This is a genomic window from Flaviflexus massiliensis (assembly GCF_001375495.1).
Lineage (GTDB): Bacteria > Actinomycetota > Actinomycetes > Actinomycetales > Actinomycetaceae > Flaviflexus > Flaviflexus massiliensis.
Window position 1 is genome coordinate 1,547,803 of record NZ_LN831058.1, and the last position, 23,416, is coordinate 1,571,218.

Consider the following 23,416-nt stretch of genomic DNA (forward strand, 5'->3'; position numbering starts at 1 on the left):
GCAACCCCTGCTCTCGGCGGGTGTGACTTTGGGGCTGGGGAGCTGGTACCGCACGTCTCGGCCGGGAAGAGGTTCATTGTTCGCTAGTGTGGAAGTCATGTCCTACCCCACTTCGCAGGGCCAATACGGTGCAGGCTACGCGCCGGGTCACGTGCAACCCGCAGATAATCAGCCGGCGAACTATACGCGCGCACAGGAACGCCCCTGGGTCCCACAACAGAACCCGACACGGGTCGGGCACCACATGCCGTGGAGGATGCCGAAACGTCACTCGGTTGGCTTCTATGTCATGGTGATCGCCCTTGCCGTCCTGGGTGTCATCGGCTTCCTCATCATCCTGCCGATGCTGACCGAGAGCGCCGGGGTCCGGGGCGCAGTATCGGCCGGCGTGGTCGCACTGATTCCAGTCATAATTGTCTCTGCCTTGGTCTGGTGGATTGACTCGTGGGAACCGGAACCCAAGTGGCTCATGATCGCCATGTTCCTGTGGGGCGGTGGGGTTGCTGTCGCAATCTCGGCATGGCTCAACACGGCGTGGTCTCAGAAGGTGTACCTCGAAACCGGAAACATGAACAAGGGCGAAATCTGGGGAGCCATTGCGTCAGCCCCGATCGTCGAGGAGTTCGCCAAGGGACTCGGAGTTGTCCTGCTGTTCGTGTTCTTTAAACGCTACTTCAATGGCCCGATCGACGGCATCTGCTACGGCGCCATGTCCGGCCTTGGCTTCGCATTCGTGGAAAACATCCTGTACTTCACCCGGTTCTACGACGATCTGCAAGAGATCGCACTCCTGCGGTTCTCCTCCCCGCTTCTGCACCCGCTGTGCACGGCCACGGTCGGCCTCTTCCTCGGTTTCGCTGTCTATGCTCGGTCGCGGTGGATGGCAATCCCGCTTCTTGTGCCGGGCTTCTTTATCGCCAGCTCCATCCACTTCATGCACAACGGGTGGGCGGTTATTACCGATGTCGGGATCCTCCTCAACGGCGAAGGTTCCCTCGGCTTCCTGTTCTGGGTGATCCAAATCCCGAGCTACATTGCGGCACTCATCCTTGTTCTCTGGTTCCGTAAGGATGAAGAGAACATCATTCGGGAGCGTCTCTTCGAATATCAACGGGCAGGTTGGTTCGCTCCTCACGAGGTTGCGATGCTGACGAGCCTGGACGGGAGACGGCAGGCACGAAGCTGGGCCGGGTCGCGGGGGCCGGATGCGAAGAGGGCGATGAAGCAGTTCCAGGAGGAATCTGCTCACCTTGCGCTCAACAGGCAGCGGGCTGCGCTGCAGCTCTTGCCCGTCCACAAGGCGCAGCGGGAAGAGGCACGGACCCTCGCCTCCATCACCGCCGCCCGTCAGGTTTTCATGGCTGGAGTCCGCCGGTGACCACTCCCAAACACGAAAAGGGTGACAGCCAAAAACCCAACTCGAAGAAGATGGGTGAAACAGTTGAGCACCAGAGCGAAACAGCTGAGCCCCAGAGCGAATCCGTTGAACAGGGAGCAGAGGGACGGTATGCCGATTCGGAAAGCGAATGGGTGCCGGGAGCCGATGGGATCGTCGAACGGACGGCTTCACGGGTGGTGCTTATCGATCCCGAGGGCAAACTCTTCCTCATTCGTGGTCACGACATTGAGGACCCGGAACACGGCTGGTGGTTCACCGTAGGGGGTGGAATTGGTGCGGAAGAAGACCCGAGTGACGGGGCGGTGCGAGAACTCTTTGAAGAGACCGGACTCGACGTCGAACCATCACGCCTTGTTGGTCCGGTCCTGGAGCGCACCGCACTCTTCCACTTCACCTACCGCACAAGGCGCCAATACGAGAAGTTCTTCCTCCTCTACGTCAGTGGTGACGAGGCGGAAGCAGTCAGTTCCTGGAATCAGGACAACCTGACAGACCTCGAACGAGACGTGCTTGATGAGGTGGCATGGTGGGATCCTGCCGACATCATCCAAGCCGATCGCGAGGGCACCAAGATCTACCCCCTCGGTATCGGACAGATGGCATCTTCCTGGTATCCGGAATGGGATGGCAAGGTGCTGACCGTCAGCGAAAGCTAGGGACCTAGCAAAAGGGCTACAATAGTTCAGAAAGATTATCGGTAGCGAGGAGAACAACCCCGTGGCGGGACATTCAAAGTGGGCAACCACCAAGCATAAGAAGGCCGCGCTTGACGCCAAGCGCGGGAAGCTTTTTGCGCGCCTCATCAAGAACATTGAGGTGGCTGGACGTACGGGCGGCCCCGACCCTGCCGGTAATCCGACACTCTACGATGCGATCCAGAAGGCAAAGAAGAACTCCGTTCCATCGGACAACATCGATCGCGCACTCAAGCGCGCCTCTGGTGAGTGTTCTGACGGCGTCCAATACGAGTCGATCATGTACGAAGGCTATGCCCCGGGAGGGGTCGCGGTCCTCATCGAGTGTCTGACCGATAACCGTAACCGGGCAGCATCCGAAGTGCGCGTGGCACTGAGCCGCAATGACTCGACCCTGGCCGACCCGGGCTCGGTCTCCTACATGTTTGCTCGCAAGGGTGTTGTCGAGGTCGCGAAGGCCGATGGCGTATCCGAGGATGAGATTCTCATGGCGGTGCTTGATGCGGGGGCTGAAGAAGTCAACGACGAGGGCGAAAGCTACGAGATCCTGTCCGAACCCAACGATGTTGTCGCTGTGCGTACCGCACTGCAGGATGCGGGCTTCGACTACAACTCGGCCGAAGTCCAGTTCGTCCCATCCATGAAGGTTGAAGTGGACAAGACCGGAGCCGAGAAGGTTCTCAAGGTCATTGACGCACTTGAAGATCTTGACGATGTGCAAAACGTTTTCTCTAACCTCGACATTCCAGACGTAGTTCTCGAAGAGATGAACGCCGAAGAGTGACTGGACTCGCCACGCTACTCATGGCAGTGGCGGTGGTTTTCGGAGGCGTACTCCAACGAATATCGGGAATGGGGATGGGACTTGTCCTGTCCCCATTTCTCGCTCTCCTGCTCGGCGCCAATGTTGGCGTCACCGTCACCAATGTCGCAACGGTCCTGAGCTCGTTCCTAATTGGATTTGTTCTGAGGTCGGGGGTGGACCGGCGCAGGTTTGCGATCATCGCGCCCGCCGGACTCCTCGGCACAGTCCCCGGCGCCTACCTCGTCAAACATCTGGATGGGAACTGGCTGTCCGTCATCGTCGGCACCGCCGTCCTCATCGCACTGACCGTCACCCTCACATCGGGACGAGTTCGCACCCTCCCGCATCTCACAGGCCCCTGGTGGCTTGGTCCCTTCGCGGCCCTCGGGGCTTTCCTCAACGTTGTGGCAGGAGTCGCGGCACCCGCGCTGGTCATCTACTCCTTGCTGAGCAGATGGGAACAGCGAAGCTTCGCGGCAACCCTGCAGCCCACCTTCCTGTGGTTTGGGCTCACCTCCGTCATCACCAAGATTGCCATCGGTGCGACACACTTCAACGCCCTCCCACCAGCTTGGGTCCTGCTCGTCATCACCGCAGCCATTGTGCTTGCGATCGCCCTGGGCGGAAGGCTCTCACTCCGCGTGAGTCCACAGCAGGCACGAAGAATCGGTATTGCCGTGGCCGGGCTCGGGGCCGTGTCGGCAATCATCCGGGGCCTTGTCGGTGCGCTAAGTTAGGTGCGGAGGAACGCATGAAAATCTTAGGAGTCGACCCCGGCCTCACCCGGTGCGGTATCGGAGTGATCGAAGCCGGTGCGGCACGCCACGTGGATTACGTGGATGTAGCCGTCGTGCGTTCGACCGCCGACATGGCTCCCCATCGCCGCCTGGAGATCATTGCCGACGGGATTGACGAGATGATGGGCAAGCATTCCCCGGATGTTGTGGCCGTAGAACGCATGTTCGCGGAGGACAATGTTCGATCCATCATCAGTACGGCCCAGGTTGCGGGGGTGGCGATGCTGGCAGCCTCGCGTGCGCACCTGCCGCTCGCTCTCTATTCGCCCTCCGCGGTGAAGGCGGCCGTGACGGGGGACGGGCGGGCAGAGAAGCGCGCAGTCCAACTCATGGTCCAGCGGATCCTCCGCCTCAAAGAATTGCCGAAGCCCCCGGACGCTGCGGATGCTCTTGCGCTGGCGATCACCCATGCGTGGCGCGGTGAAACCATCGACAGGCAGGGAACCGCCCAGTCTGCGCAGCACGGTGGTTCGGCCATGCCGAGCGAAGGTGCGGGGATGACGGCGGCTCAGAAGGCCTGGGCTCAGGCTGAGCGCACAAGTCGCATGTCCGGCATTGTGGCACAGCAGATGAGTGCGAATGCGCGCTCCACGCGCAAGCGCTGATACGATGGAACAAATGTTCGGTTCCAGGGAGGTTCTATGATCTCGCTCCTGAGGGGCACTGTTGTTGCCCTGTCAGCCTCGTCCGCGACGATTGAGGTTGGGGGTATTGGGTTCAAGGTGCTGGCAACGGCCACGACACTATCGGAGCTTCGAGTCGGTCAGGAGGACCTACTCCACACCTCCCTCATCGTTCGTGAAGACTCGCTGACCCTCTACGGGTTTGCTGACGAAGACGAGCGGGATACCTTTGACATTCTTATTTCGCTCACCGGTGTCGGCCCCAAGATCGGCCTTGCCGTTCTATCGGTGCATACCCCGGATATTCTGCGGTCCATCGTGGAACGAGAGGATATTCCCGGACTCGTTCAGGTCCCGGGGATCGGCCGCAAGGGCGCACAGCGCATTCTGCTTGAACTGGGCACCAAACTTGGGCCGGCACGCTCGCAGGTGGAGGTTGCGACCCCGGCCTCCGTTGCCGGTGACGTGGTTGCCGCTCTCGTGGGGCTGGGCTGGTCGGAGGATGCGGCCGGGAAGGCCGTTCTTGCCGTGGAGGAAGAGCACGGGTCGATGCCCGTCTCGAACATGCTCCGCCTCGCCCTCCAGAAGCTCGGCGGTAAGTGATGGACGACTTTTCGGTCATGGACTCGAACGCCCCGGCCTCCGAACGAGCCGCGGAGGCCGCGCTCCGTCCGAAAATGCTGGACGAGTTCGTCGGTCAGGAAGTGGTTCGCAACCAGCTTTCCCTCGTCCTGCAGGCAGCGATTGCTCGGGGAACCACCCCCGACCACGTTCTCCTATCGGGACCTCCGGGCTTGGGTAAGACGACGCTCGCGATGATCATTGCTGCCGAGGTTCAAGGAGCACTCCGGCTCACGTCGGGTCCCGCGATCCAGCACGCCGGTGACCTTGCGGCCGTGCTGTCTTCGCTGCAGGAAGGTGACGTTCTCTTCATCGACGAGATTCACCGCCTGGCTCGGCCCGCCGAGGAAATGCTTTATTTGGCAATGGAAGACTTCCGCGTCGATGTCATGGTGGGGAAGGGGCCGGGAGCCACCTCGATCCCGCTTCCACTTCCGCCCTTTACCGTGGTGGCGGCAACGACGCGTGCGGGCCTGCTGCCTGCCCCGCTTCGTGACCGTTTTGGATTCACTGGTCACCTCGAGTTCTATTCCGCGGCCGAGCTTGCCCAGGTTGTGACGCGTTCGGCGGGCCTGCTCGAAGCCGAACTGACGAAGGACGCGGCCATGGAGCTGGCGAGTAGATCTCGGGGCACCCCGCGCATCGCCAACCGCCTGCTCCGCCGAGTGCAGGACTGGGCGCAGATTCGCGGCACCGGCATCCTCGACCTCGAAGCCGCTCGGGCCGCACTTTCCGTGTTCGAGGTTGACGAGCTCGGTCTGGACCGGTTGGATCGGTCGGTTCTGGAATTGGTCTGTACGCGTTTTGGTGGGGGCCCTGTGGGATTAACCACCCTCGCCGTGTCCGTGGGGGAGGAACCGGAGACCATCGAATCGGTTGCGGAACCTTTCCTTGTCCGCGAAGGACTACTGGTTCGCACGCCCCGGGGGAGGATGGCCACGCGGGCCGCCTACGAGCATCTTGGCCTGCACGTTCCCGATGGGACCCTCTTCGACAGCTAGGTATTCTGCCGTATACTCGTCTCTGATTGACCTTCGGAAAAGAGAGTTCCCGTGGAATTTATTATTCTTCTCGTCATCTTTGGCGGTTTTATGTTGCTCATGTCTAGAGCTAATAAGAAGATGGCTTCGACCGCCGCTACCCAGCGTGAAAACGCCCTTGTTGTTGGCAACACTGTTGTGACCTCCACGGGCATGATCGGTGTCATCGTCGATATTGACGGTGGGGTGGTGACCCTCGAGTCTGCTTCAGGTGACGAAACCCAGTGGCTGTCGACCGCGATCAGCTCCGTCATCGAGCCCCCGTACGAGCACACCTACGAATCCGATGAGGATGAGGACGAGCTCGAATCCTACGACGGCATCACCCCGCGTGATGACCATGATGGGCTTGCGGGCCGGTAGGTGAGTACATCTCGAGAGGCGACCGAACGGTCGCCTCGCTCGCGTCTTGTTATTTTTACCCTGCTCGTCATCGCCCTCGTGGCAACCCTGGTGACGGGCACCATGACATCCGACAACAACAGGATGTCACCCGATCTCGCCCTCGACCTTGAGGGCGGAACCCAAATCATTCTTGCTCCCGTCGTTGACGACGGCTTCGAGGTCACCGACGAAGACATTGCGCAGGCGATCGAAATTATTCGCCAACGCGTCGATGCCTCCGGTGTCTCCGAAGCGGAGATCACCTCGCAGGGCGGCGCCAACATCGTGGTTGGACTGCCCGGTAACCCGAGCGAAGAAACCCTCGACCTCGTGCGTACCTCGGCCGTTCTTGGGCTCCGTCCCGTCATCAACTACACCGATCAGGTGCTCGCCAGCCAGGGGCTTGCCCCCGTCTACTCGCAAGACGGCAGCGCGCTGACCGACGAGCAAATCGCCACGGCGAAGGCCATGGCCGACCTCGACGGTGACGGTGAGCTCTCGTCTGAACCTTCAGGGACGCCGGAGTCGGGCTCGGACGATGCCTGGATCACGGAAGAGGTTCTCTTCCAGGGGCTGACGATCAACTGCTTGGCAGCTGATTCTCGCCTCCAAAACACCTACGTCGAACCCGATACGTCGATCGTGTCGTGCGATCTCGAAAAAGGCACCTCCTACATCCTGGGCCCCACGGAACTGGACGGTCGGGACCTGTCGGATGCGAACTCGGGTCCGCGCGTCAACAAGCAGGGACAGACCGTGGGTGGCTGGCAGGTCAACCTCGAGTTCACGAGCGAAGGTGGCGACAAGTTCGCCGAGGTCACGACGAGACTGTCGGGTTACCCCTATCAGTCGGCAAAGAACCTCTTCGCCATCGTCCTCGATGGGTCCATCATTTCCGTCGCCTCCCTTGAGGAACCGATCACGGGTGGATCGGCAGCGATCTCGGGTAACTTCACGGCCCCCGAAGCCGCGTCCCTTGCTAACCAGCTCTCGTTCGGTTCACTGCCACTCACTTTTGAGGTGCTGTCCGAAGATCAGATCTCGGCCACCCTCGGTTCCGAGCAGCTGACGAACTCGCTCATCGCCGGTGCGATCGGTGCCGCCCTCATCGTCCTCTACCTCCTGTGGCAGTACCATGGCCTCGGAGTCTTGGCCGTTACGTCGATCGTGGCTGTCACGGGGCTTTCCTACCTGCTGATCTCGCTCCTGTCGTGGATGATCGGGTACCGACTATCCCTTGCCGGGGTCATCGGTCTCATCATTTCGATCGGTATCTCGGCCGACTCCTTCATCGTCTACTTCGAGCGCATCAGGGACGAGATCCGGGACGGTCGTTCCCTTAAGGGCGCCGTTGAATACGGTTGGCGTAGGGCACGGCAAACGATTCTCATGTCGGATGCCGTCAACCTCATTGCCGCGGTCGTCCTGTACTTCCTGGCTGTGGGTGGCGTGCGCGGCTTCGCGTTCACCCTCGGTCTCACCACAATCATTGACGTCATTGTCGTCATGCTGTTCACGTATCCGATGATGCAGATGCTGGTCCGGACCAAGTTCTTTGGTCAGGGGCATCGCCTCTCTGGCATGTCCTCCGCATCGCTTGGTGGGGAACCCATTTACGTGGGCCGCGGCAGGCTCCGCGAGCCGGCCCCGAAGAAGACGGAGCGTCGCGTCCGCAACGAAGGCCCGGATCTGGAACTCGATGCGGACGTCATGGAAGAACGGCCGCAGAAGAACACCCAGACAGCGGTTGCCGATAGCCCGGCTAATTCTCGTCCCTCAAAGAAGCAACGCAAGAAGCAGCGTGAAAAGGAAGCGCGGTTGGCCGCCGAATCAAAGAATGCGGAGACCGAGGCCGAGGATGTTTCCCCGCAGCCGGTCTCACGCGAGGACGATGGGCGGGGAATGACCCTGGCGCAACGCCGGGCAGCTGAACGCCGTGCCGCACAGCGGGAGGAAAACTAATGTCCATGTACTCCCTAGGTAACGACCTGTACTCGGGTAAGAAGAGCTTCAACATCATTGGGAAGCGGAAGATCTGGTACACGATTTCCCTTGTCTTTGTTGCTCTCACCGCGATCTTGTTGATGGTCAAACCCATCAACCTCGGCATCGACTTCCGTGGTGGAAGCCAGTTCACGATCTCCGGCACCACGAACTCCTCCCAGCAGGATGCGATCGATATTGTTGCCGAGTACTCGGGTGAGGATAATGCTCGCGTCTCCGAGATTGGTGCGAACTCGATCCGCGTTCAAACCGGTGAACTCTCGAACGAGGAAACCCAGGAGGTTCGGAGCGGCCTCGCGGAAGCCTACGGTGTCCCGATCGACGATGTGGCCTCCACCTTCATTGGACCCACGTGGGGTGCTGACGTGTCGAAACAGGCACTGCAGTCCCTCGTTGTTTTCATCATCCTCATTTCGATCGTCCTGTGGATCTACTTCAGGACATGGACGATCGCGGTGGGAGCGATCGGCGCTCTCCTGCACGACCTCATCATCACGGTCGGCGTATACGTGGCCTCGGGCTTTGAAGTCACCCCCGCCACCGTCATTGGCCTCCTCACGATTCTCGGATATTCCCTGTACGACACGGTTGTCGTGTTCGACAAGGTTCGGGAAAACACGAGTGGCTTCGCCGATCAGGAAGACTACACGTACGCGGAGGCCGCGAACCTGGCAGTCAACCAAACTCTTATCCGTTCCATCAACACGTCCGTGACGGGCCTCCTGCCCGTCGGCGCGATCCTCGTCATCGGTGTCCTCTTCCAGGGTGCCGGTACGCTTCGCGACCTGTCACTGGCACTATTTGTCGGTATGCTTATCTCGGCTATTTCGTCGATCTTCGTTGCGTCACCCCTTGCGGTGACCCTCGGGGAGAGGCAGCAGGACATCAAGGAGCACACCGAACGTGTTCTGGCGCGCCGCGAGGCCGGCGCTGAGTTGAGTGAAGAGAAGAAGGCATGACCGAAAACACGTTCCCGCAAGACATCGTGGACCTCGTCCAATCCCACATTCGTGAAGTGAATGACTTCCCGGCCCCCGGAGTGCTGTTCCAGGACGTCACCCCGCTGATTGCCGACCCGAAGGCATTCACGGCCCTCATCAACATCCTCGCCGACCGCTACCGCGGCAAGGTGGATGCGATTGCCGGACTTGAGTCCCGTGGCTTTATCCTGGGCGCACCCCTTGCCGTGGCTCTCGGAGTTGGCATGATTACCGTCCGCAAGGCCGGCAGGCTTCCCGGACCCGTTGTCGGCATCGACTACGACCTCGAGTACGGTTCGGCTCGCATGGAACTCCAGCCCTTCACCGTCAACGACGGTGATCGCGTCCTCGTGATCGACGACGTGCTCGCAACCGGCGGCACCGCAAACGCCGCATTCGAACTCATCGAAGCAGCCGGCGGTAAGGCCGACACCCTGTGTGTGCTCATGGAGATTGAGAGCCTGGGTGGGCGCGAGCGCCTCGCAGGGCGCAACGTCGAAGCCGTCCTCACCTACTAACTGTCGTGAGGTGGCAGACCACCTCACGATGAGTGCCGATACCCTGTGCGAAGCGCAACGCTTCGTCACAGGGCATTCGCATGCTTTCCAGACTTGATCTGGTGCGGCAGACGCCAACTCCCTCAAATACTCGCGTGGCAAACCATGCTCCGTACGCTCTAATGTAGCCGTGATCTCCGATCGCTCGGGACCAAGGGTGAGCTGTTTGCTCAGGCCTAGAGGAGGTAAGCCTGCTCAGGTCCAGCGGAAGTTAGCTTGTTCGGTCCAGCAGTAGTCCGTTTGTTCAAAGCACCCATGCACGATGGATTGGCCGAGATCTCGTATTGATCTGTTTCGCGGAGGAGGCCGACAGGCAGGAGTTTTCCCGATCGTCCCCATCGGCCGTACAATGATGGGCATGGCGGAACCGGAGAGTGATGTTCCCCGCATCAGGTCGAGACTGGCCTGGCTGAGCGGGCGGACGCAGCATGTCCCAACCATCCTGGAACCGCTCATGGCGGCCATAGAAGGCCGCACCATTGATCGCGCGAAAGTCATTCGAGCATTCGAGGTCGCAGAACGCTGCCACCAGGGCCAGATGCGCAAATCCGGCGAGCCCTACATCACCCACCCGATCGCGGTTGCGACGATTCTGGCCGAGCTCGGGATGGATACGGATACGCTCGCTGCGGCACTGCTGCACGATACGGTGGAAGATACTGGATACTCACTGGATGAACTAACGGCCGACTTTGGGGCCGACGTGGCCGTGCTGGTTGATGGGGTGACGAAGCTCGACAAGGTCGAGTACGGTGAGGCAGCCCAGGCGGAAACCGTCCGCAAGATGGTTATTGCCATGTCGAAGGACATTCGAGTCCTGCTGATCAAGCTGGCGGACCGCCTGCACAATGCTCGTACGTGGCGCTACGTACCGTCGAATTCGGCCAAGAACAAGGCCCGTGAGACACTCGAGATCTATGCTCCCCTCGCGCACCGCCTGGGCATGAACTCGATCAAATGGGAGCTCGAGGACCTCTCGTTCAAGACCCTCTACCCGGATGTTTATCGGGAGATTGAGCGCCTCGTATCCGATCGTTCAAGCGGCCGTGAAGCCTATCTTGAGTCGGTGAAGGAACAGCTCGGTAAGGAATTGAAGGCCGCACGCATTAAGTGCACGATTACCGGGCGGCCCAAGCATTACTTCTCGATCTACCAGAAGATGATCCTCCGTGGCCGAGACTTCGAGGACATCTACGATCTCATCGGCATCCGAGTCCTCGTCGAATCAGTGAGGGACTGCTACGCGGCCCTCGGCGTAGTCAATACGCTCTTTACCCCGATTCAGGGGCGCATCAAGGACTACATCACCACCCCGAAGTTCAACCTGTACCAGTCGATCCACACCACGGTCATCGGTCCCGACCAGAACACGATGGAGGTGCAGATCCGCACGTACGACATGCACAGGCGCGCCGAGTACGGTGTGGCCGCGCACTGGCGGTACAAGGAAAACCCGAACGCCACGAAGGCAAAGAAGGACCTGCCAACCGAACAGGAAACTCAGCTCAACTGGCTCCGTCAGCTCGTTGACTGGCAGCGAGAAACTGCCGACCCGACCGAGTTCCTTGACTCTCTGCGCTACGAGATGTCGGGAAGCAGGGTGTATGTCTTCACCCCGAAGGGAGAGGTCATGGACCTCCCGGCGGGAGCCACTCCGGTCGACTTTGCGTACGCGGTTCACACGGAAGTTGGGCACCGTACGGTGGGAGCCAAGGTTAATGACCGGCTCGTCACCCTCGACCACACGCTCGAATCCGGTGACACGGTGGAAATCATCACGGCCAAGGGCGTGGATGCTGGGCCGAGCCAGGGCTGGCTCGACTTCGTCGCCTCACCGCGCGCACGCGCCAAGATCAAGTCCTGGTTCACGAGAAGCCGCCGCGACGAAGCAATCGAGGTCGGTAAGGAACGCCTGGCGAAGGCTATCCGTCGGAAGAACCAGCCCGTTCATCGCCTCATGTCTCGCGACACCCTCAAGGGTGTTGCCGATGATCTGAATGGGAGCGATATTTCAGACCTCTACGCCGCTATCGGTGAAGGTCACGTGTCAGCCGAGTCCGTGGTGCGCCGCCTCATCGCCTCCCAGGGCGGTCAGGCCGGCGTGGAAGAGACCCTCGCCGAAGCGGTTACGCCAACAAGGATCCGTACCCGCCCCGCGAACAACTCTGCGGGTGTGGCCGTCGAGAACCTTGACGACTCCGATGTCATGGTCAAGCTCGCTCGCTGCTGTACTCCGTTGCCGCCCGATAAGATCGTGGGCTTCGTGACCCGCGGTAACGGGCTCTCCGTCCACCGCGCTGACTGCCCGAACGTTAAGTCACTCGAGCGCGAGCCGGAACGATTCTTGCCGGTGTCGTGGTCGGATGAAGGTAGCTCCGTCTACCTCGTCCAGGTCGCCATCGAGGCACTCGACCGTGCGGGGCTGCTGGCCGACATTGCCCGAGTCCTGTCCGAGCACGGGGTCAACATGATTTCCGGCAACATCAACACATCCTCCGAACGGGTCGCGAAGTCACGATTCACGTTTGAGATGGCGGATAGTAGGCACCTGAACCAAGTGCTGCGCGCACTGAAGAGTATCGAAGGCGTCTACGAGGCCTATCGTGTGACTGGTGCCCGGGATAGTCGGGTAGATGCCGGGCAATCTGCCCAATCAGCTGACTAGCCTGCCAGCTATCGCGGCCGCGAAATCGTTGGCCAAGAATCTCACGGACTTCCCGCACGTCAACTCCGTGACGGAGCAGGTGCACAATCCCCGGTAATGCCCTCTCCGGCGGTAGGACGAGCAGGTCCGCAGCCGTCCGCGCCATCGTCGTCACGTAAGCGGAACCGATCTGTGTTAGATGCTGGTCTTTCAGGAGCCGCCGATCAGTCGTCCACCGAGTCGACTTGCCCGGGAGGGGAGCGGTGGGAACACTGCGGAGGCTGAGTGGATCGATCGTCCATCTGCCCGTATGAACAAACACGGCACTTTCATCAACGAGAACCGCCGGGCTTCGCAGGCCGCGAGCCACCGCGTTTGCTCGCAGTGCGGGGCTTTGGCAGAGATCGACCGGCACGGCATGATCGGGACCCACTAGGCACAGGACGGGGGAGTGCGGATCACCAAAGAATGGTGCCCCCAACTCGATAGCCGTCACCGGTGCAAACTCCATACCCCATCACACCACAATCAGCGGCGTAAAGACCTCAACTTGTCTCCAATGTGGACAACTGGCTGGTCACAGGCCTGGGGGACCGGGGAGCGGTTTAGGAGATGGCACGGAGGGCGAAACTGAGATGGAAGCAAATGGGAAGAGTCAGCGAAGCACGATCAGTGATGTACTAAAGAGTAGGTGGGCGGTCCCTTAGGGAACCGCCCACCTACCGTGAGACTACTCGTGAGTAACGCTGCTACTTGAGCTGCTCGAGCCAGGACCTGCGAGCATCGAGTGCTTCCTGGGCGCGCTGGGCGGCCTTCTCGTCGCCACGCGCCTGAGCATCGGCGAGCTCCTGCTCGTGCTTGGCGATGGCATCCTCGAGCTGGGCGGCGAAGCCGGTTGCTCGCTCAACCTTTGCGGGATCGGTCTTGCGCCACTGCTCATCCTCAGCCGCACGAACGGCCGACTCGACATCGCGGAGCCTGCCTTCGGTACGGGAGATGTCCTTGCGGGGGACGAAACCGATCTGTTCCCAACGATCCTGAATATCGTGTAGCTTCTTCTTCGCTGCCTGGATGTCCTTGATCGGGAGGATCTCTTCAGCTTCCTTGATGAGCTCAAGCTTCTTGGCGAGGTTCGCACTCTGCTCGGAGTTGATCGAGTCGCGGTCTGCCTGACGAGCGTCGAAAAACACCTGCTGTGCGGCACGGAAGCGTGCCCACAGCTTGTCATCTTCCTTGCGGGAGATGCGGCCGGCGGCCTTCCACTCCTCTAAGAGATCACGGTAAGCCGCAGATGTTGCTCCCCAGTCGGTGGAGGAGGACATCTCTTCTGCGCGCTTGATGAGAGCTTCCTTCTTGGAGGTCACTTCCTTCTGCTTTGCTTCCAGCTGAGAAAAGTGCTGGCGGCGGTGACGATCAAATTCTGTACGAGCGCGAGAGAAGCGCTTCCACAGTCCTTCTTCGGCAGCGTGGTCGATCCTGGGGCCGGCCTTCTGTGCGCGCTTCCACTGCTCAAGCAGGGAGGTGAGTTCGTTGCGGGAGTCGCGCCAATGAGTGCGTTCGGGGTCCTGTGCGGCAATGGCCTCGGCGCGCTCGATGATCGAGGTGCGATCGGCGAGAGCCTGGATCTTGGCGACCCTGCGCTCCTCATCAAACTCGGCCTGACGGACCTTGAGTCGCTCCCGAATGGCCTCGACACGGGACTTGAGGGCCTCAACGTCGCCGACGACAGCTGGTTCGACCAGAGCCTCGTCCAGGGCCTTGAGGCCGGGATTGATCTCTTGAGGGTTGACAATCTCGAGCCGGGATTCGAGTAGTGAAGCCTGTGCCACCAGGTCGAGGTAGCGGCGCACGTAGACCGCCAGAGCGTCGTCCTTCGAGTCACCGATCGCGTACTGGCCGACCAGTCGCTCGCCCTGATCACCGGAGGAACGCAGGTAGACGTTACCCTCCTCATCCACGCGACCCCATTCGGCCGCTTCGGCTGCCGCCTTGGGATCGACCGGCGGAGCCGGGGGCACCACGGCAGGCTTGGCTGCCGGCTTGCCGGGGGCGGGGGGCCTCGGGCCCGTCTCTTGTAGCCATCTGGGGGTGGAGAGGAGACAGTCCTGGGAACGCGGCGGAACGGCGTGACCGGGAGCTGGTGCGGGCGGGGGAGTTGGGCGAACTGTGCCATGCGGCTTGGGCGGCACGGGTGCGCCCTCTGCCGGGGCTGTCTCCGCAGCTGCCTCAGCGGCTTCAGTCTGCTCGGCTGCACGTTCTTCGACCGGTGCCTCGGGAACTCCGGGGCCATCTTCCAGGGGCTGATCCTCTGTGGCAGGGGCGGGAGCTGCTTCCTCGCTCTGCTCAGGAGAATCCGCTGCCGCGGTTTCTTCTGTCTGTTCGGCGGTGGGCTCCGTCGCCCGTGCCGACTCTGCTTCTTCGTTCACGTTTGTGTTGACCTGCTCGGTTTCGGCAGGTGTCTGCGACGCAGTAGATTCCGTGGCATGCGCCTGCTCGTTGGTGGATTCGACCGCGTGTTCTGCGGATTCTTCATGATTGATGGGCTCGGTACCCGGATTTGACTGCGTCATCGTGTGCTCCTTGGGACGGGGTCGGCAGATGCGTGACCGTTCTCGTGTTGGGACGATCTATAGTCTACGATGTTCTGGCTCACATCGTGGCAACGGATCGAAATTACTCCAATACAGCCCCAAACAACACAGTGAGAGGATTGCTTGGGGCAGTCTGGTCATTCTTTTGAGATTGACCAAGGCGGTTCATATAAATAGGTGGCCAACCCAAACGGTGTGGTGCGCGAGAGCTGCTGAGCTTCGTGGTCCCGTTCTGCAAACGCCCTCACGTACCACTTCTTGCGTAGCAGCCGATCGATTAGGGCCTGCCGACTGGTGATGATCCATTGCCATTCAATTGGAAGGAACCGCCGGCCTCGGAGGGCACAGCCGGTCTTCGCCGATTGGTCTGGGCGGGGAAGAGCGATAACGTAGTGCCATGCGTTTGTTCATTTACACCGAGACGTTCCTCAGTGCGAACTGCTACATCTGGGAGAACACGGACACGAAGCAGGCTCTTGTTGTGGATCCGGGTGCTGGCAGTGCCGATTGGGTGGAGCAGAAACTGGCCAAGGAAGGCCTCGAGCTCGCCGGAGTGCTCCTCACCCACGGTCATCCCGACCACGTGTGGGATGCTGCGAAGGTTGCGGGAGATAAGCCCGTCTATATCGCGAAGCCGGACCTGTATCGTCTCGACGATCCGCTCGCTCACGTGGGCGGAATCGGTATCGACGTAGCTGAGGAATGGGTGAAGCCCACCAACGTCCAGGTCATTCCCGAACTGTGCTTGCAAGGCTCCGGGGCTCAGATTGCTCCCGGTTTCCCGGTGCGAGCAGTGCTCGTTCCCGGTCACACGGAAGGTTCGGTCGGCTACCTGAGCGCAGGTGTCCTGGAGGATGGTGAAGGAGCCATCACCGTGTCGCAAGACGGTTGCGGCGGCGGCGGATGCGAGGGCTGCAACTGCGGTGCGAGCGAAGGAAAGTCTGAACCGGAGCCGGTTGCCTTCATGTTCCTCGGTGACGTCATTCTCGGAGATTCGATTGGTCGCACGGACCTCGATGGTGGGGACGATAAGGAAATGCAGTCCACGCTGCGGATGCTTGCCGTTTCGATCAATCCCGATACCGTGCTCGCGACCGGTCATGGCCAGCTCTCCACTCTCGGCTACCAACTGCAAGCAAATCAGCACCTGCGCCAAGCAGCGATGATCACCGCGTGATTGGTTTTTACCACACTACGGTGCGATATCACGCTTGCCTGTTGGTGAGCGTGCGATAATAGCGCTCATGGCACGTCATTTTTCACTCTCCGGTTTCCCCGAGTGGCTTCCGGAACAACGACTCGTAGAACAGCACGTCCTCGAAACCTTGCAGCGGACGTTTGAGATGCACGGGTTCTCCGGAATCGAGACCAGGGCAGTCGAGCCTGTCTCCCAGCTCCTGTCCAAGGGTGAAACATCGAAAGAAATCTATCTCCTGTCCCGCCTCCAGGCGGACCAGGCCACTGACGATGCTGAACTGGGACTCCACTTCGACCTGACTGTCCCGCTTGCACGCTATGTCGTTGAGAACGCGGGCCGGCTCATGTTCCCGTTCAAGCGCTACCAGATCCAGAAAGTGTGGCGCGGCGAGAGGCCGCAGGATGGGCGCTTCCGCGAATTCGTCCAGGCCGATGTTGATGTCGTTGGTCAGGACACCCTGTCCCAGCACCATGACATGGAGCTACCGCTCGTCATGGTTGACGCGCTCTCCACGCTCCCGATACCCCGCGTCATTGTGCGCGCCTCAAACCGCAAGGTCGCCCAGGGCTTCTACGAGGCCATCGGCATCACCGACATCGAAGGCGCCCTGCGAGCCATCGATAAGCTCGACAAGATCGGTGAAAAGGCTGTCGCGGAACTGCTGGTTGCCGATGGTGCGACCGGGGAGCAGGCAGCGCTAGCCCTCGCACTCGCCGGCATTACCGGCACCGACGCCTCGATCGCCGACCGAGTTCTCGCACTCGGAGCCCGCTCCGAACTGCTGGAGACCGGCCTCGACGAACTGGTAACCCTTGTTGAAGGTGCGAACGAGCTCATGCCCGGCTCAATCGTTGCCGACCTCAAGATCGCGCGCGGCCTCGACTACTACACGGGCACGGTTTACGAGTCGACCATGGTTGGCCACGAAGATCTGGGATCCGTGTGCTCGGGTGGACGCTACGATTCACTCGCCACGGACGGCAAGAAAACCTACCCGGGTGTGGGCCTCTCCATTGGTGTATCCAGGGTTCTTGCTCGCGTGCTCGGACAGCCTCTCGTTGAGCCGTCACGAAAGGTTCCGACCGCGGTTTTGGTGGCAGTGCTTGATGAAGATAAGCGCCGTGTCTCGGACCGGGTTGCCATGGCCCTGCGCGAGCGCGGAATCCCCACCGAAGTATCTCCGAGCGCCGCGAAGTTCGGTAAGCAGATCCGCTACGCGGACCGCCGCGGCATCCCCTACGTCTGGTTCCCCGGTGAGCCCGACTCGGTTAAGGACATTCGCTCCGGCGATCAGGTAGATGCTGATCCCGCCACGTGGGCGCCGCCCTCCGAAGACCTGTCACCGTCGATTCGGATGCTTTCGTGAGAGCCCCGGCAGGAATCGGATCGACCGCGAACGAGGTCGCGAGCCTGCTCGCAGACGTGCGAGAGACTCTCGACCGGGTGTCGTTTCCTCTCGACCTGCCCCAGGCGGCCGATGCTCGGGAGGAGACGCAAGACCTCAAGCATCAGCTCGATGACTACGTGCTTCCGCGGTACGCGTCGCTCGATGCTCCGCTACTGACGGTTGTCGGTGGCTCCACCGGCTCCGGCAAATCCGCGCTCGTCAACGCACTCACCCGCAGCCACGTGGCGCAGTCGAGTGCGATCCGGCCCACGACCAGGACTCCTCTCCTCGTTCATCACCCCGCCGACCGGGACTGGTTCGAAGGCGATCGGATCCTGCCCGAGCTCGCCCGGGTACACGGTTCCGGCGGAGAATCCCACACCGAACTCGAACTGGCTACGGCAGAGTCCCTGCCGCGCGGACTCGCGTTGCTCGACTCTCCCGATATTGACTCGATCGTCGAAGAAAACCGGAGGCTGGCTGCACAGCTGCTCTCCGCGGCTGACCTGTGGCTCTTCGTGACAACCGCTGCCCGCTATGCTGATGCGATTCCGTGGGCACTCTTGGACGAGGCGGCCTCTCGAAATATTGTCATCGCCATCGTCCTCAACCGCGTTCCTGCAGGTGTGGGAGTTGAGGTTAGAGCCGATCTCGCTCGCCGGCTTGATGAGAGGGGACTGTCCCATGCACCCCTCTTCGTCATCGGGGAAACGGATCTTGGTGAGGAGGACTTCATCCCTGAGGCTGATGTTGCGCACGTGCGAGCCTGGCTGAACGGACTCGCGCACGACTCGGCGGCACGAACGGCCGTTGCTCGCCAGACCCTGGGCGGTGCGGTTGATGGTGTTGCCATCCGCGGCAGGAGCCTCCTGCCCGCGCTCAACGAGCAACGCTCCGCCCTCGTGACCCTGGCCTCCCAGGTTGATGACACCTTCGCCCAGGCGCACGCCCAGCTCGTCTCTGCGGTGAGCGACGGATCGGTCCTGCGTGGCGAGGTGCTCGCTCGCTGGCAGGACTTTGTCGGCACGGGCGAGATCCTCCGCCAAGTCGAAGCCGGGGTTGGAAAACTCCGTGACCGGATCACATCGTGGTTCAAGGGCGACGGAGTCGAGCCAGAACACGTCGAAGAAGCGATCGAAGACGGGATCGCCACCATGCTCATCGGTGAAACCGAATCCGCAATCGCCACGATTGAACGCTCCTGGGCACGCGGCCTCGGCGGCGACCAGTTGGCGGCAAACGCCGCCTCTCGCCTCCGCAGCCACGAGGAACGCAAGGAGGCAGCCACCCAGCTGGTACGGGAATGGCAGGGCCGCCTCACCGAACTCATCCAGGTTGAGGGGAAGGACAAGCGGGCGACAGCGCGCGTTCTGTCCCTCGGCCTCAACACGGTCGCCGTCGCCCTCATGATCGTCATCTTCGCCTCGACGGCAGGGCTGTCCGGTGGTGAAGTGGTCGTGGCTGGTGGTACGGCCGTGGTGGCACAGAAGCTTTTGGAAGCGATCTTTGGGGATGATGCGGTGCGGAAGATGGCGAAGGAGGCCGTCGCCGACCTGACCGACCGGGCCGGCGCCTTCATGGTCACCGATGCTGAACCGTTCCGTAGCGAGCTCGCAACCCTTGGTGTGGATGCGTCCGCGAGTGACAACTTGGGGGAGGCGCTTGCCCTGCTGTCTGCTGCCCGCCGTGAGGAGAATGGCCTGTGACGACTCTCAACGAGGGCCTGCATGACCTGTCGCGAGCAATCGACCTAGCGGAAGACCGAGTATCACCCGCGTTGCTCTCGCGTGCCCGAGAACTTCGTGATGCGATCGTGGATCGCCAGGCCGCGGGCCTCGAAACGACGGTTGTTGCTCTCTTTGGCGCCACCGGTTCGGGCAAGTCCTCCCTGTTCAATACGCTTGCGAAAACCAACCTGTCGAAAGTCTCGGCGAGCCGCCCCACAACCAATGAGCCGATCGCGGTATCGGAGCAGAGCGCGACCGAGATCCTCGACTGGCTACACGTCCGCGATCGACACATCCGTCCCCACCTGTTCAATAAGCACGGCGACCGTATCGTTCTGCTCGACCTCCCGGACGTCGATTCCACAGAGGAAGCGAACCGGGAGATCGCTCAACGCCTCGCCGGGGTTGTTGACGTACTCGTGTGGGTTCTCGATCCCCAAAAGTATGCTGATGCCGTTGTCCACGAGGACTACCTGCGTCCCATGACCGAACACTCGGATGTCACCCTTGTTGTGCTTAACCAGATCGATACGGTTGATCCGGCCGAACGTGACGCGATGATTGCCGATGCTCAGCGGATCATTCGCGAGGATGGCCTCTCGGCACGGATCATCGCGACCTCGACTCGCACCGGAGAGGGAATCGCAGGACTGCGGTCCACGATCGAGTCCGTTGCTGGCTCCCAGCAGGCGGCACACGATCGGATGGCGGCTGACGTGCGTGCGATCGGCACCGACCTGTCGAAGGAACTGGGTACAAAGGCTCCCGGGTTGACAAAGAAGAATCGGGAACAGATCGCGACCGCTGTTGCGAGTGCAGCGGGTGTCGACCAGGTTGCGAAAGCGGCCGCCGGTTCCTACCGTTTCAGGGGTCGCAAGTGGGTTGGCTGGCCGGCACTGCGCTGGCTCACCAACGTCCGTGTAGACCCCCTCAAGGGACTGCACCTGGTTCCCGACAAGGGTGATGTGCCCACGCTCACCGGGGTGCGAGCAACCCCTGCCAAGGAATCCCAGGTACGCGGGCTTGTTCGTACGATCATGGGTGAAGCGACGGAGGGCTTGCCGGCCGCATGGCGGCGGGACCTGACCGAAAGCACCGAATACCGGACCGGCACCGTCCTGGACCATGCCGACCGTGTCATTGCTTCAACAGACTTGGGTTACGACAAGAGGCCCGCCTGGTGGCAGGTCATGAACTTCCTTCAGTGGCTCTTCTTCGTCGTTGCGATTGTTGGTCTCGGGTGGCTCATCGCCATCTGGGCCGCCAACGCACTAGTCCTCCCGCTCCCGGATCCCCCGAAACTCGGCGAGGTTCCACTCCCGCCATTGCTGTTCCTCGGAGGGTTACTCGTGGGATTGGTCCTCACCATCATTGGGCGACTGTGCGTAAATCGGGGCGCAGCAAGCGTGGAGAAGCGAGTCCGTAAGCGATTGATCAAACAGATCCATCCAGTCGCCGAGGAGCACATGCTTAATGATGTTGACCGGGTCCTAGAAGAATCACGGATGCTATCCGATGTGGCAGGTCGCCTCACGACAGTGGGCAAGAAGTAACACTCAACCAACTGGACGGTGACAAACACCTAGCCGGTGACTTGAACTGCCTGGAGCTGTGCCGATAGTGGCGCAACTTCAGGCAGTTTCCTTATATCGAGGCGCAGAACCTAAATCTCTCAAACAATGCATCGATGAATGTCACCTCATTCGGCTATGCCATCGCGAACGAGAAATGCAGCCCGCTCGATCAGTGATACGTCCAAGCAGGGTGGCTTTATTCGAGCAGTGACATGTCCAAGCAGGATGGCTGTGTTCGAGTAGCGACTAGTGAACGCAGCATGGTGATGTCCGAGCAAAGCTCCGGCCAAGAATTGGCACCCGGTCTGCGCAGCCACTTCTGGTTCGAATAAGTGCCGTATAGGAATGACTGAGACTCGGCTGACTTAGACTCGAATGAGCGAGATCTGAGCGAGTGAAACCTGTGGGGATAAGCGAACGAGGGACCCGTAGGTCCCTCGCCGTCACCTAGAAGGTGAGTGTCGCTCCGCTGTCTCTAGTAGTCTCGGCGACGCTTGGAAGAGCCGCCACGACGCTTGTCGAAACGGTCACCCCCACGCTTATCAAACCTATCTCCGCGCCTGTATCCGCCGCGGTCTCCACCGCGGTCGAACTTGCGTCCGCCACCGCGCGGCCCCTCATCGGGACGGATCTGAAGAGCCCGCCCGGATACTTCGGCATCGTAGATGCGGTTGGTTGCTTCCTGGCTGAGATCGCCCGCGATCTCGACGAGGGAGAAGGAGGGGTAAATGTCGATCTTGCCGAGATCGGAGCCGCGCAGGCCGCCCTCGCCGGTGATCGCCCCAACAATGGCACCCGGCTTGACGCCGTCACGGTGACCAACCTCAACGCGGTAGCGGCGGGCGCCGGGCAGGGAGCCACGGTCGCGACCGCTACGCTCACGGCCCGGGCGATCATTGCGGTCACCCTTGCGGTCATCACGCACGTTCAGGCGATCCGGTTCGTCGTTGTCGGTCGGGCCCGGGTCACGGACACCGAGAGCGAGCAGTGCGTAGACGAGATCGTCGACGGACATGTCCGTCTCCTCGGCCTCCTGAGCTGCCTTGAAAGCATCGAGTGCCTCGCGGTACACCGACAGGCGGCCGACCGTGTAGCGTTCCTTCGCCTGGGTAATGAGACGCTCCGCGCGTAGCTTCGACACCTCGGCGGGAGTGGGCAGATCCACTTCTTCCATGCGAGCCTTCGTGGCCTGCTCGATCTTCCGCAGGCGAGCACGCTCACGCGGAGTGACAAAGGACAGGGCAACACCCTCGCGTCCCGCGCGGCCGGTGCGACCAATGCGGTGCACGTAGGTGTCGATCTCCTTCGGGATATCGAAGTTGATGACAAGTCCGATGCGTTCCACGTCGAGGCCCCGGGCGGCCACGTCGGTTGCCACGAGAACATCGAGGAAGCCGCTGCGGAGGCGGTCGATGAGCTTCTCGCGGTCACGCTGAGCAACATCACCGGAGATTGCGGCAGCCTGAACGCCACGAGCGTTTAGTTCGAGAGCGAGCTCCTCGGCCGAGGCGCGGGTACGAACGAACACGATTGCTGCGTCTGCGTCGCTCGTTGCGAGGACTCGTGCCAGGCCACCGATCTTGTGGCGGGACGGCACAACGGCGAAGGTCTGCTTGACCGTGGATACGGTGGAGCGAGGATTAGATACCGAAATGTGTTCCGGATCGGTCATGTGCTGATCCGCGACACGGCGGATCTGGGGCGGCATGGTGGCCGAGAAGAGAGCCGTGATCCGGCCCTCACGCGTGAGGGATCCCGCAATGGTCTCGACGTCTTCCGCAAATCCCATGCGCAGCATCTCGTCGGCCTCGTCGAGAACAAAGTAGGAGACGTGGCTGAGGTCGAGGGCGCCCTTGTTGATGAGATCCATGACACGGCCCGGGGTGCCGACAACAACCTGTGCGCCGCGTTCGAGACCGCGGATCTGGGGCACATAGGAGGAGCCGCCGTAGACGGGGAGAACATTGAGATCATGATTGACCTTCGCGAAGTCGGAGATCGCGTCCGATACCTGGAGGGCGAGCTCGCGGGTGGGGGCAAGCACGAGTGCCTGAACCCTGCGCTTGTCGGGGTTAACCTGGGCGAGAAGGGGAAGGCCGAAGGCTGCGGTCTTGCCGGTACCGGTCTGGGCCACGCCGACAACGTCACGGCCACTGAGCAGAACCGGGATGGTCTGCTCCTGGATGGCGGTGGGGGTTTCAAAACCGAGGGCCTGAACGGCCTCCAAGAGGTCCGCCGGCAAACCAAGGTCAGCAAAGGTGGTGGGGTTTTCTTCTGTTTCGGGGGTGTTTGATGCGGGCGTATCCGCCATTGTGTTTCCTCATCTGCCAACCTGCCCGAATCACACAAGAATGGCAGCGTCAGCTCTAATACCGCGCCACGTTGGCGCG

General features: G+C 61.2%; 18 protein-coding genes. 16 read left to right on the forward strand and 2 right to left on the reverse strand.

Annotation, left to right across the window (positions count from 1 at the left end; translation table 11 throughout):
* Positions 1 to 97: 97 nt before the first annotated feature.
* The 12 genes from BN1241_RS11075 (at position 98) to BN1241_RS11130 (ending at position 12,570) form a co-directional block, all read left to right on the forward strand.
* Entirely contained in the window at positions 98 to 1,378 is a 1,281-nt protein-coding gene (locus tag BN1241_RS11075; protein ID WP_054953618.1) for a PrsW family intramembrane metalloprotease, read from the forward strand.
* Complete coding sequence (locus tag BN1241_RS11080; protein WP_054953619.1) at positions 1,375 to 2,055, forward strand: NUDIX hydrolase; 681 nt, start codon at positions 1,375 to 1,377, stop codon at positions 2,053 to 2,055. The genes BN1241_RS11075 and BN1241_RS11080 overlap by 4 nt, the downstream gene beginning before the upstream one ends.
* A gap of 61 nt (positions 2,056 to 2,116) precedes the next feature.
* Positions 2,117 to 2,878 carry a YebC/PmpR family DNA-binding transcriptional regulator gene (locus tag BN1241_RS11085; RefSeq protein WP_054953620.1) on the forward strand — a complete coding sequence of 254 codons (762 nt, stop codon included), beginning with the start codon at positions 2,117 to 2,119 and terminating at the stop codon, positions 2,876 to 2,878.
* A complete protein-coding gene (locus BN1241_RS11090; protein ID WP_222704447.1) occupies positions 2,875 to 3,636 on the forward strand; it encodes a sulfite exporter TauE/SafE family protein in 762 nt (253 codons plus the stop codon). Before BN1241_RS11085 ends, BN1241_RS11090 begins: the two co-directional genes overlap by 4 nt.
* 14 nt (positions 3,637 to 3,650) lie before the next feature.
* Entirely contained in the window at positions 3,651 to 4,301 is a 651-nt protein-coding gene (gene ruvC / locus BN1241_RS11095) for a crossover junction endodeoxyribonuclease RuvC (protein WP_054953621.1), read from the forward strand.
* A 36-nt stretch (positions 4,302 to 4,337) separates the two neighbouring features.
* On the forward strand, positions 4,338 to 4,922 hold the full coding sequence (gene ruvA, locus BN1241_RS11100; RefSeq protein WP_054953622.1) for a Holliday junction branch migration protein RuvA: 585 nt from the start codon (positions 4,338 to 4,340) through the stop codon (positions 4,920 to 4,922).
* Positions 4,922 to 5,941 (forward strand): Holliday junction branch migration DNA helicase RuvB, encoded by a 1,020-nt coding sequence (ruvB, locus tag BN1241_RS11105; RefSeq protein WP_054953623.1) that lies wholly within the window; start codon positions 4,922 to 4,924, stop codon positions 5,939 to 5,941. Before ruvA ends, ruvB begins: the two co-directional genes overlap by 1 nt.
* 51 nt (positions 5,942 to 5,992) lie before the next feature.
* On the forward strand, positions 5,993 to 6,343 hold the full coding sequence (locus tag BN1241_RS11110; protein WP_054953624.1) for a preprotein translocase subunit YajC: 351 nt from the start codon (positions 5,993 to 5,995) through the stop codon (positions 6,341 to 6,343).
* Positions 6,344 to 8,326 (forward strand): protein translocase subunit SecD, encoded by a 1,983-nt coding sequence (gene secD, locus BN1241_RS11115; RefSeq protein ID WP_054953625.1) that lies wholly within the window; start codon positions 6,344 to 6,346, stop codon positions 8,324 to 8,326.
* Positions 8,326 to 9,327: a protein translocase subunit SecF gene (gene secF / locus BN1241_RS11120; protein ID WP_054953626.1), complete on the forward strand. Its 1,002-nt coding sequence runs from the start codon at positions 8,326 to 8,328 to the stop codon at positions 9,325 to 9,327. The genes secD and secF overlap by 1 nt, the downstream gene beginning before the upstream one ends.
* On the forward strand, positions 9,324 to 9,866 hold the full coding sequence (locus BN1241_RS11125) for an adenine phosphoribosyltransferase (protein ID WP_054953627.1): 543 nt from the start codon (positions 9,324 to 9,326) through the stop codon (positions 9,864 to 9,866). The genes secF and BN1241_RS11125 overlap by 4 nt, the downstream gene beginning before the upstream one ends.
* Before the next feature lie 397 nt (positions 9,867 to 10,263).
* Positions 10,264 to 12,570 (forward strand): RelA/SpoT family protein, encoded by a 2,307-nt coding sequence (locus BN1241_RS11130; RefSeq protein WP_315968846.1) that lies wholly within the window; start codon positions 10,264 to 10,266, stop codon positions 12,568 to 12,570.
* Positions 12,571 to 13,298: 728 nt separating this feature from the next.
* Here the strand turns inward: BN1241_RS11130 and BN1241_RS11135 are convergent.
* Entirely contained in the window at positions 13,299 to 15,119 is a 1,821-nt protein-coding gene (locus BN1241_RS11135) for a DUF349 domain-containing protein (RefSeq protein WP_082418338.1), read from the reverse strand.
* Positions 15,120 to 15,537: 418 nt separating this feature from the next.
* Here BN1241_RS11135 and BN1241_RS11140 point away from each other — a divergent pair, with 418 nt between their 5' ends.
* The 4 genes from BN1241_RS11140 (at position 15,538) to BN1241_RS11155 (ending at position 21,005) form a co-directional block, all read left to right on the forward strand.
* Positions 15,538 to 16,317 (forward strand): MBL fold metallo-hydrolase, encoded by a 780-nt coding sequence (locus tag BN1241_RS11140; RefSeq protein WP_054953629.1) that lies wholly within the window; start codon positions 15,538 to 15,540, stop codon positions 16,315 to 16,317.
* A 67-nt stretch (positions 16,318 to 16,384) separates the two neighbouring features.
* Entirely contained in the window at positions 16,385 to 17,704 is a 1,320-nt protein-coding gene (gene hisS / locus BN1241_RS11145) for a histidine--tRNA ligase (RefSeq protein WP_054953630.1), read from the forward strand.
* On the forward strand, positions 17,701 to 19,431 hold the full coding sequence (locus BN1241_RS11150; protein WP_230198314.1) for a dynamin family protein: 1,731 nt from the start codon (positions 17,701 to 17,703) through the stop codon (positions 19,429 to 19,431). The genes hisS and BN1241_RS11150 overlap by 4 nt, the downstream gene beginning before the upstream one ends.
* Complete coding sequence (locus BN1241_RS11155; RefSeq protein WP_054953632.1) at positions 19,428 to 21,005, forward strand: GTPase; 1,578 nt, start codon at positions 19,428 to 19,430, stop codon at positions 21,003 to 21,005. Before BN1241_RS11150 ends, BN1241_RS11155 begins: the two co-directional genes overlap by 4 nt.
* 496 nt (positions 21,006 to 21,501) lie before the next feature.
* On the opposite strand, the gene BN1241_RS11160 is transcribed toward BN1241_RS11155, so the two are convergent.
* Positions 21,502 to 23,337: a DEAD/DEAH box helicase gene (locus BN1241_RS11160; RefSeq protein ID WP_054953633.1), complete on the reverse strand. Its 1,836-nt coding sequence runs from the start codon at positions 23,335 to 23,337 to the stop codon at positions 21,502 to 21,504.
* Between the last annotated feature and the right edge of the window lie 79 nt (positions 23,338 to 23,416).

Bases quoted from the DNA above. Each gene is read 5' to 3' on its own strand.
- BN1241_RS11075 (WP_054953618.1), top strand. From the start codon at position 98: ATGTCCTACCCCACTTCGCAGGGCCAATACGGTGCAGGCTACGCGCCG.
- ruvC (WP_054953621.1), top strand. From the start codon at position 3,651: ATGAAAATCTTAGGAGTCGACCCCGGCCTCACCCGGTGCGGTATCGGA.
- ruvA (WP_054953622.1), top strand. From the start codon at position 4,338: ATGATCTCGCTCCTGAGGGGCACTGTTGTTGCCCTGTCAGCCTCGTCC.
- ruvB (WP_054953623.1), top strand. From the start codon at position 4,922: ATGGACGACTTTTCGGTCATGGACTCGAACGCCCCGGCCTCCGAACGA.
- secF (WP_054953626.1), top strand. From the start codon at position 8,326: ATGTCCATGTACTCCCTAGGTAACGACCTGTACTCGGGTAAGAAGAGC.
- BN1241_RS11125 (WP_054953627.1), top strand. From the start codon at position 9,324: ATGACCGAAAACACGTTCCCGCAAGACATCGTGGACCTCGTCCAATCC.
- BN1241_RS11130 (WP_315968846.1), top strand. From the start codon at position 10,264: ATGGCGGAACCGGAGAGTGATGTTCCCCGCATCAGGTCGAGACTGGCC.
- BN1241_RS11135 (WP_082418338.1), bottom strand. From the start codon at position 15,119: ATGACGCAGTCAAATCCGGGTACCGAGCCCATCAATCATGAAGAATCC.
- BN1241_RS11140 (WP_054953629.1), top strand. From the start codon at position 15,538: ATGCGTTTGTTCATTTACACCGAGACGTTCCTCAGTGCGAACTGCTAC.
- hisS (WP_054953630.1), top strand. From the start codon at position 16,385: ATGGCACGTCATTTTTCACTCTCCGGTTTCCCCGAGTGGCTTCCGGAA.
- BN1241_RS11160 (WP_054953633.1), bottom strand. From the start codon at position 23,337: ATGGCGGATACGCCCGCATCAAACACCCCCGAAACAGAAGAAAACCCC.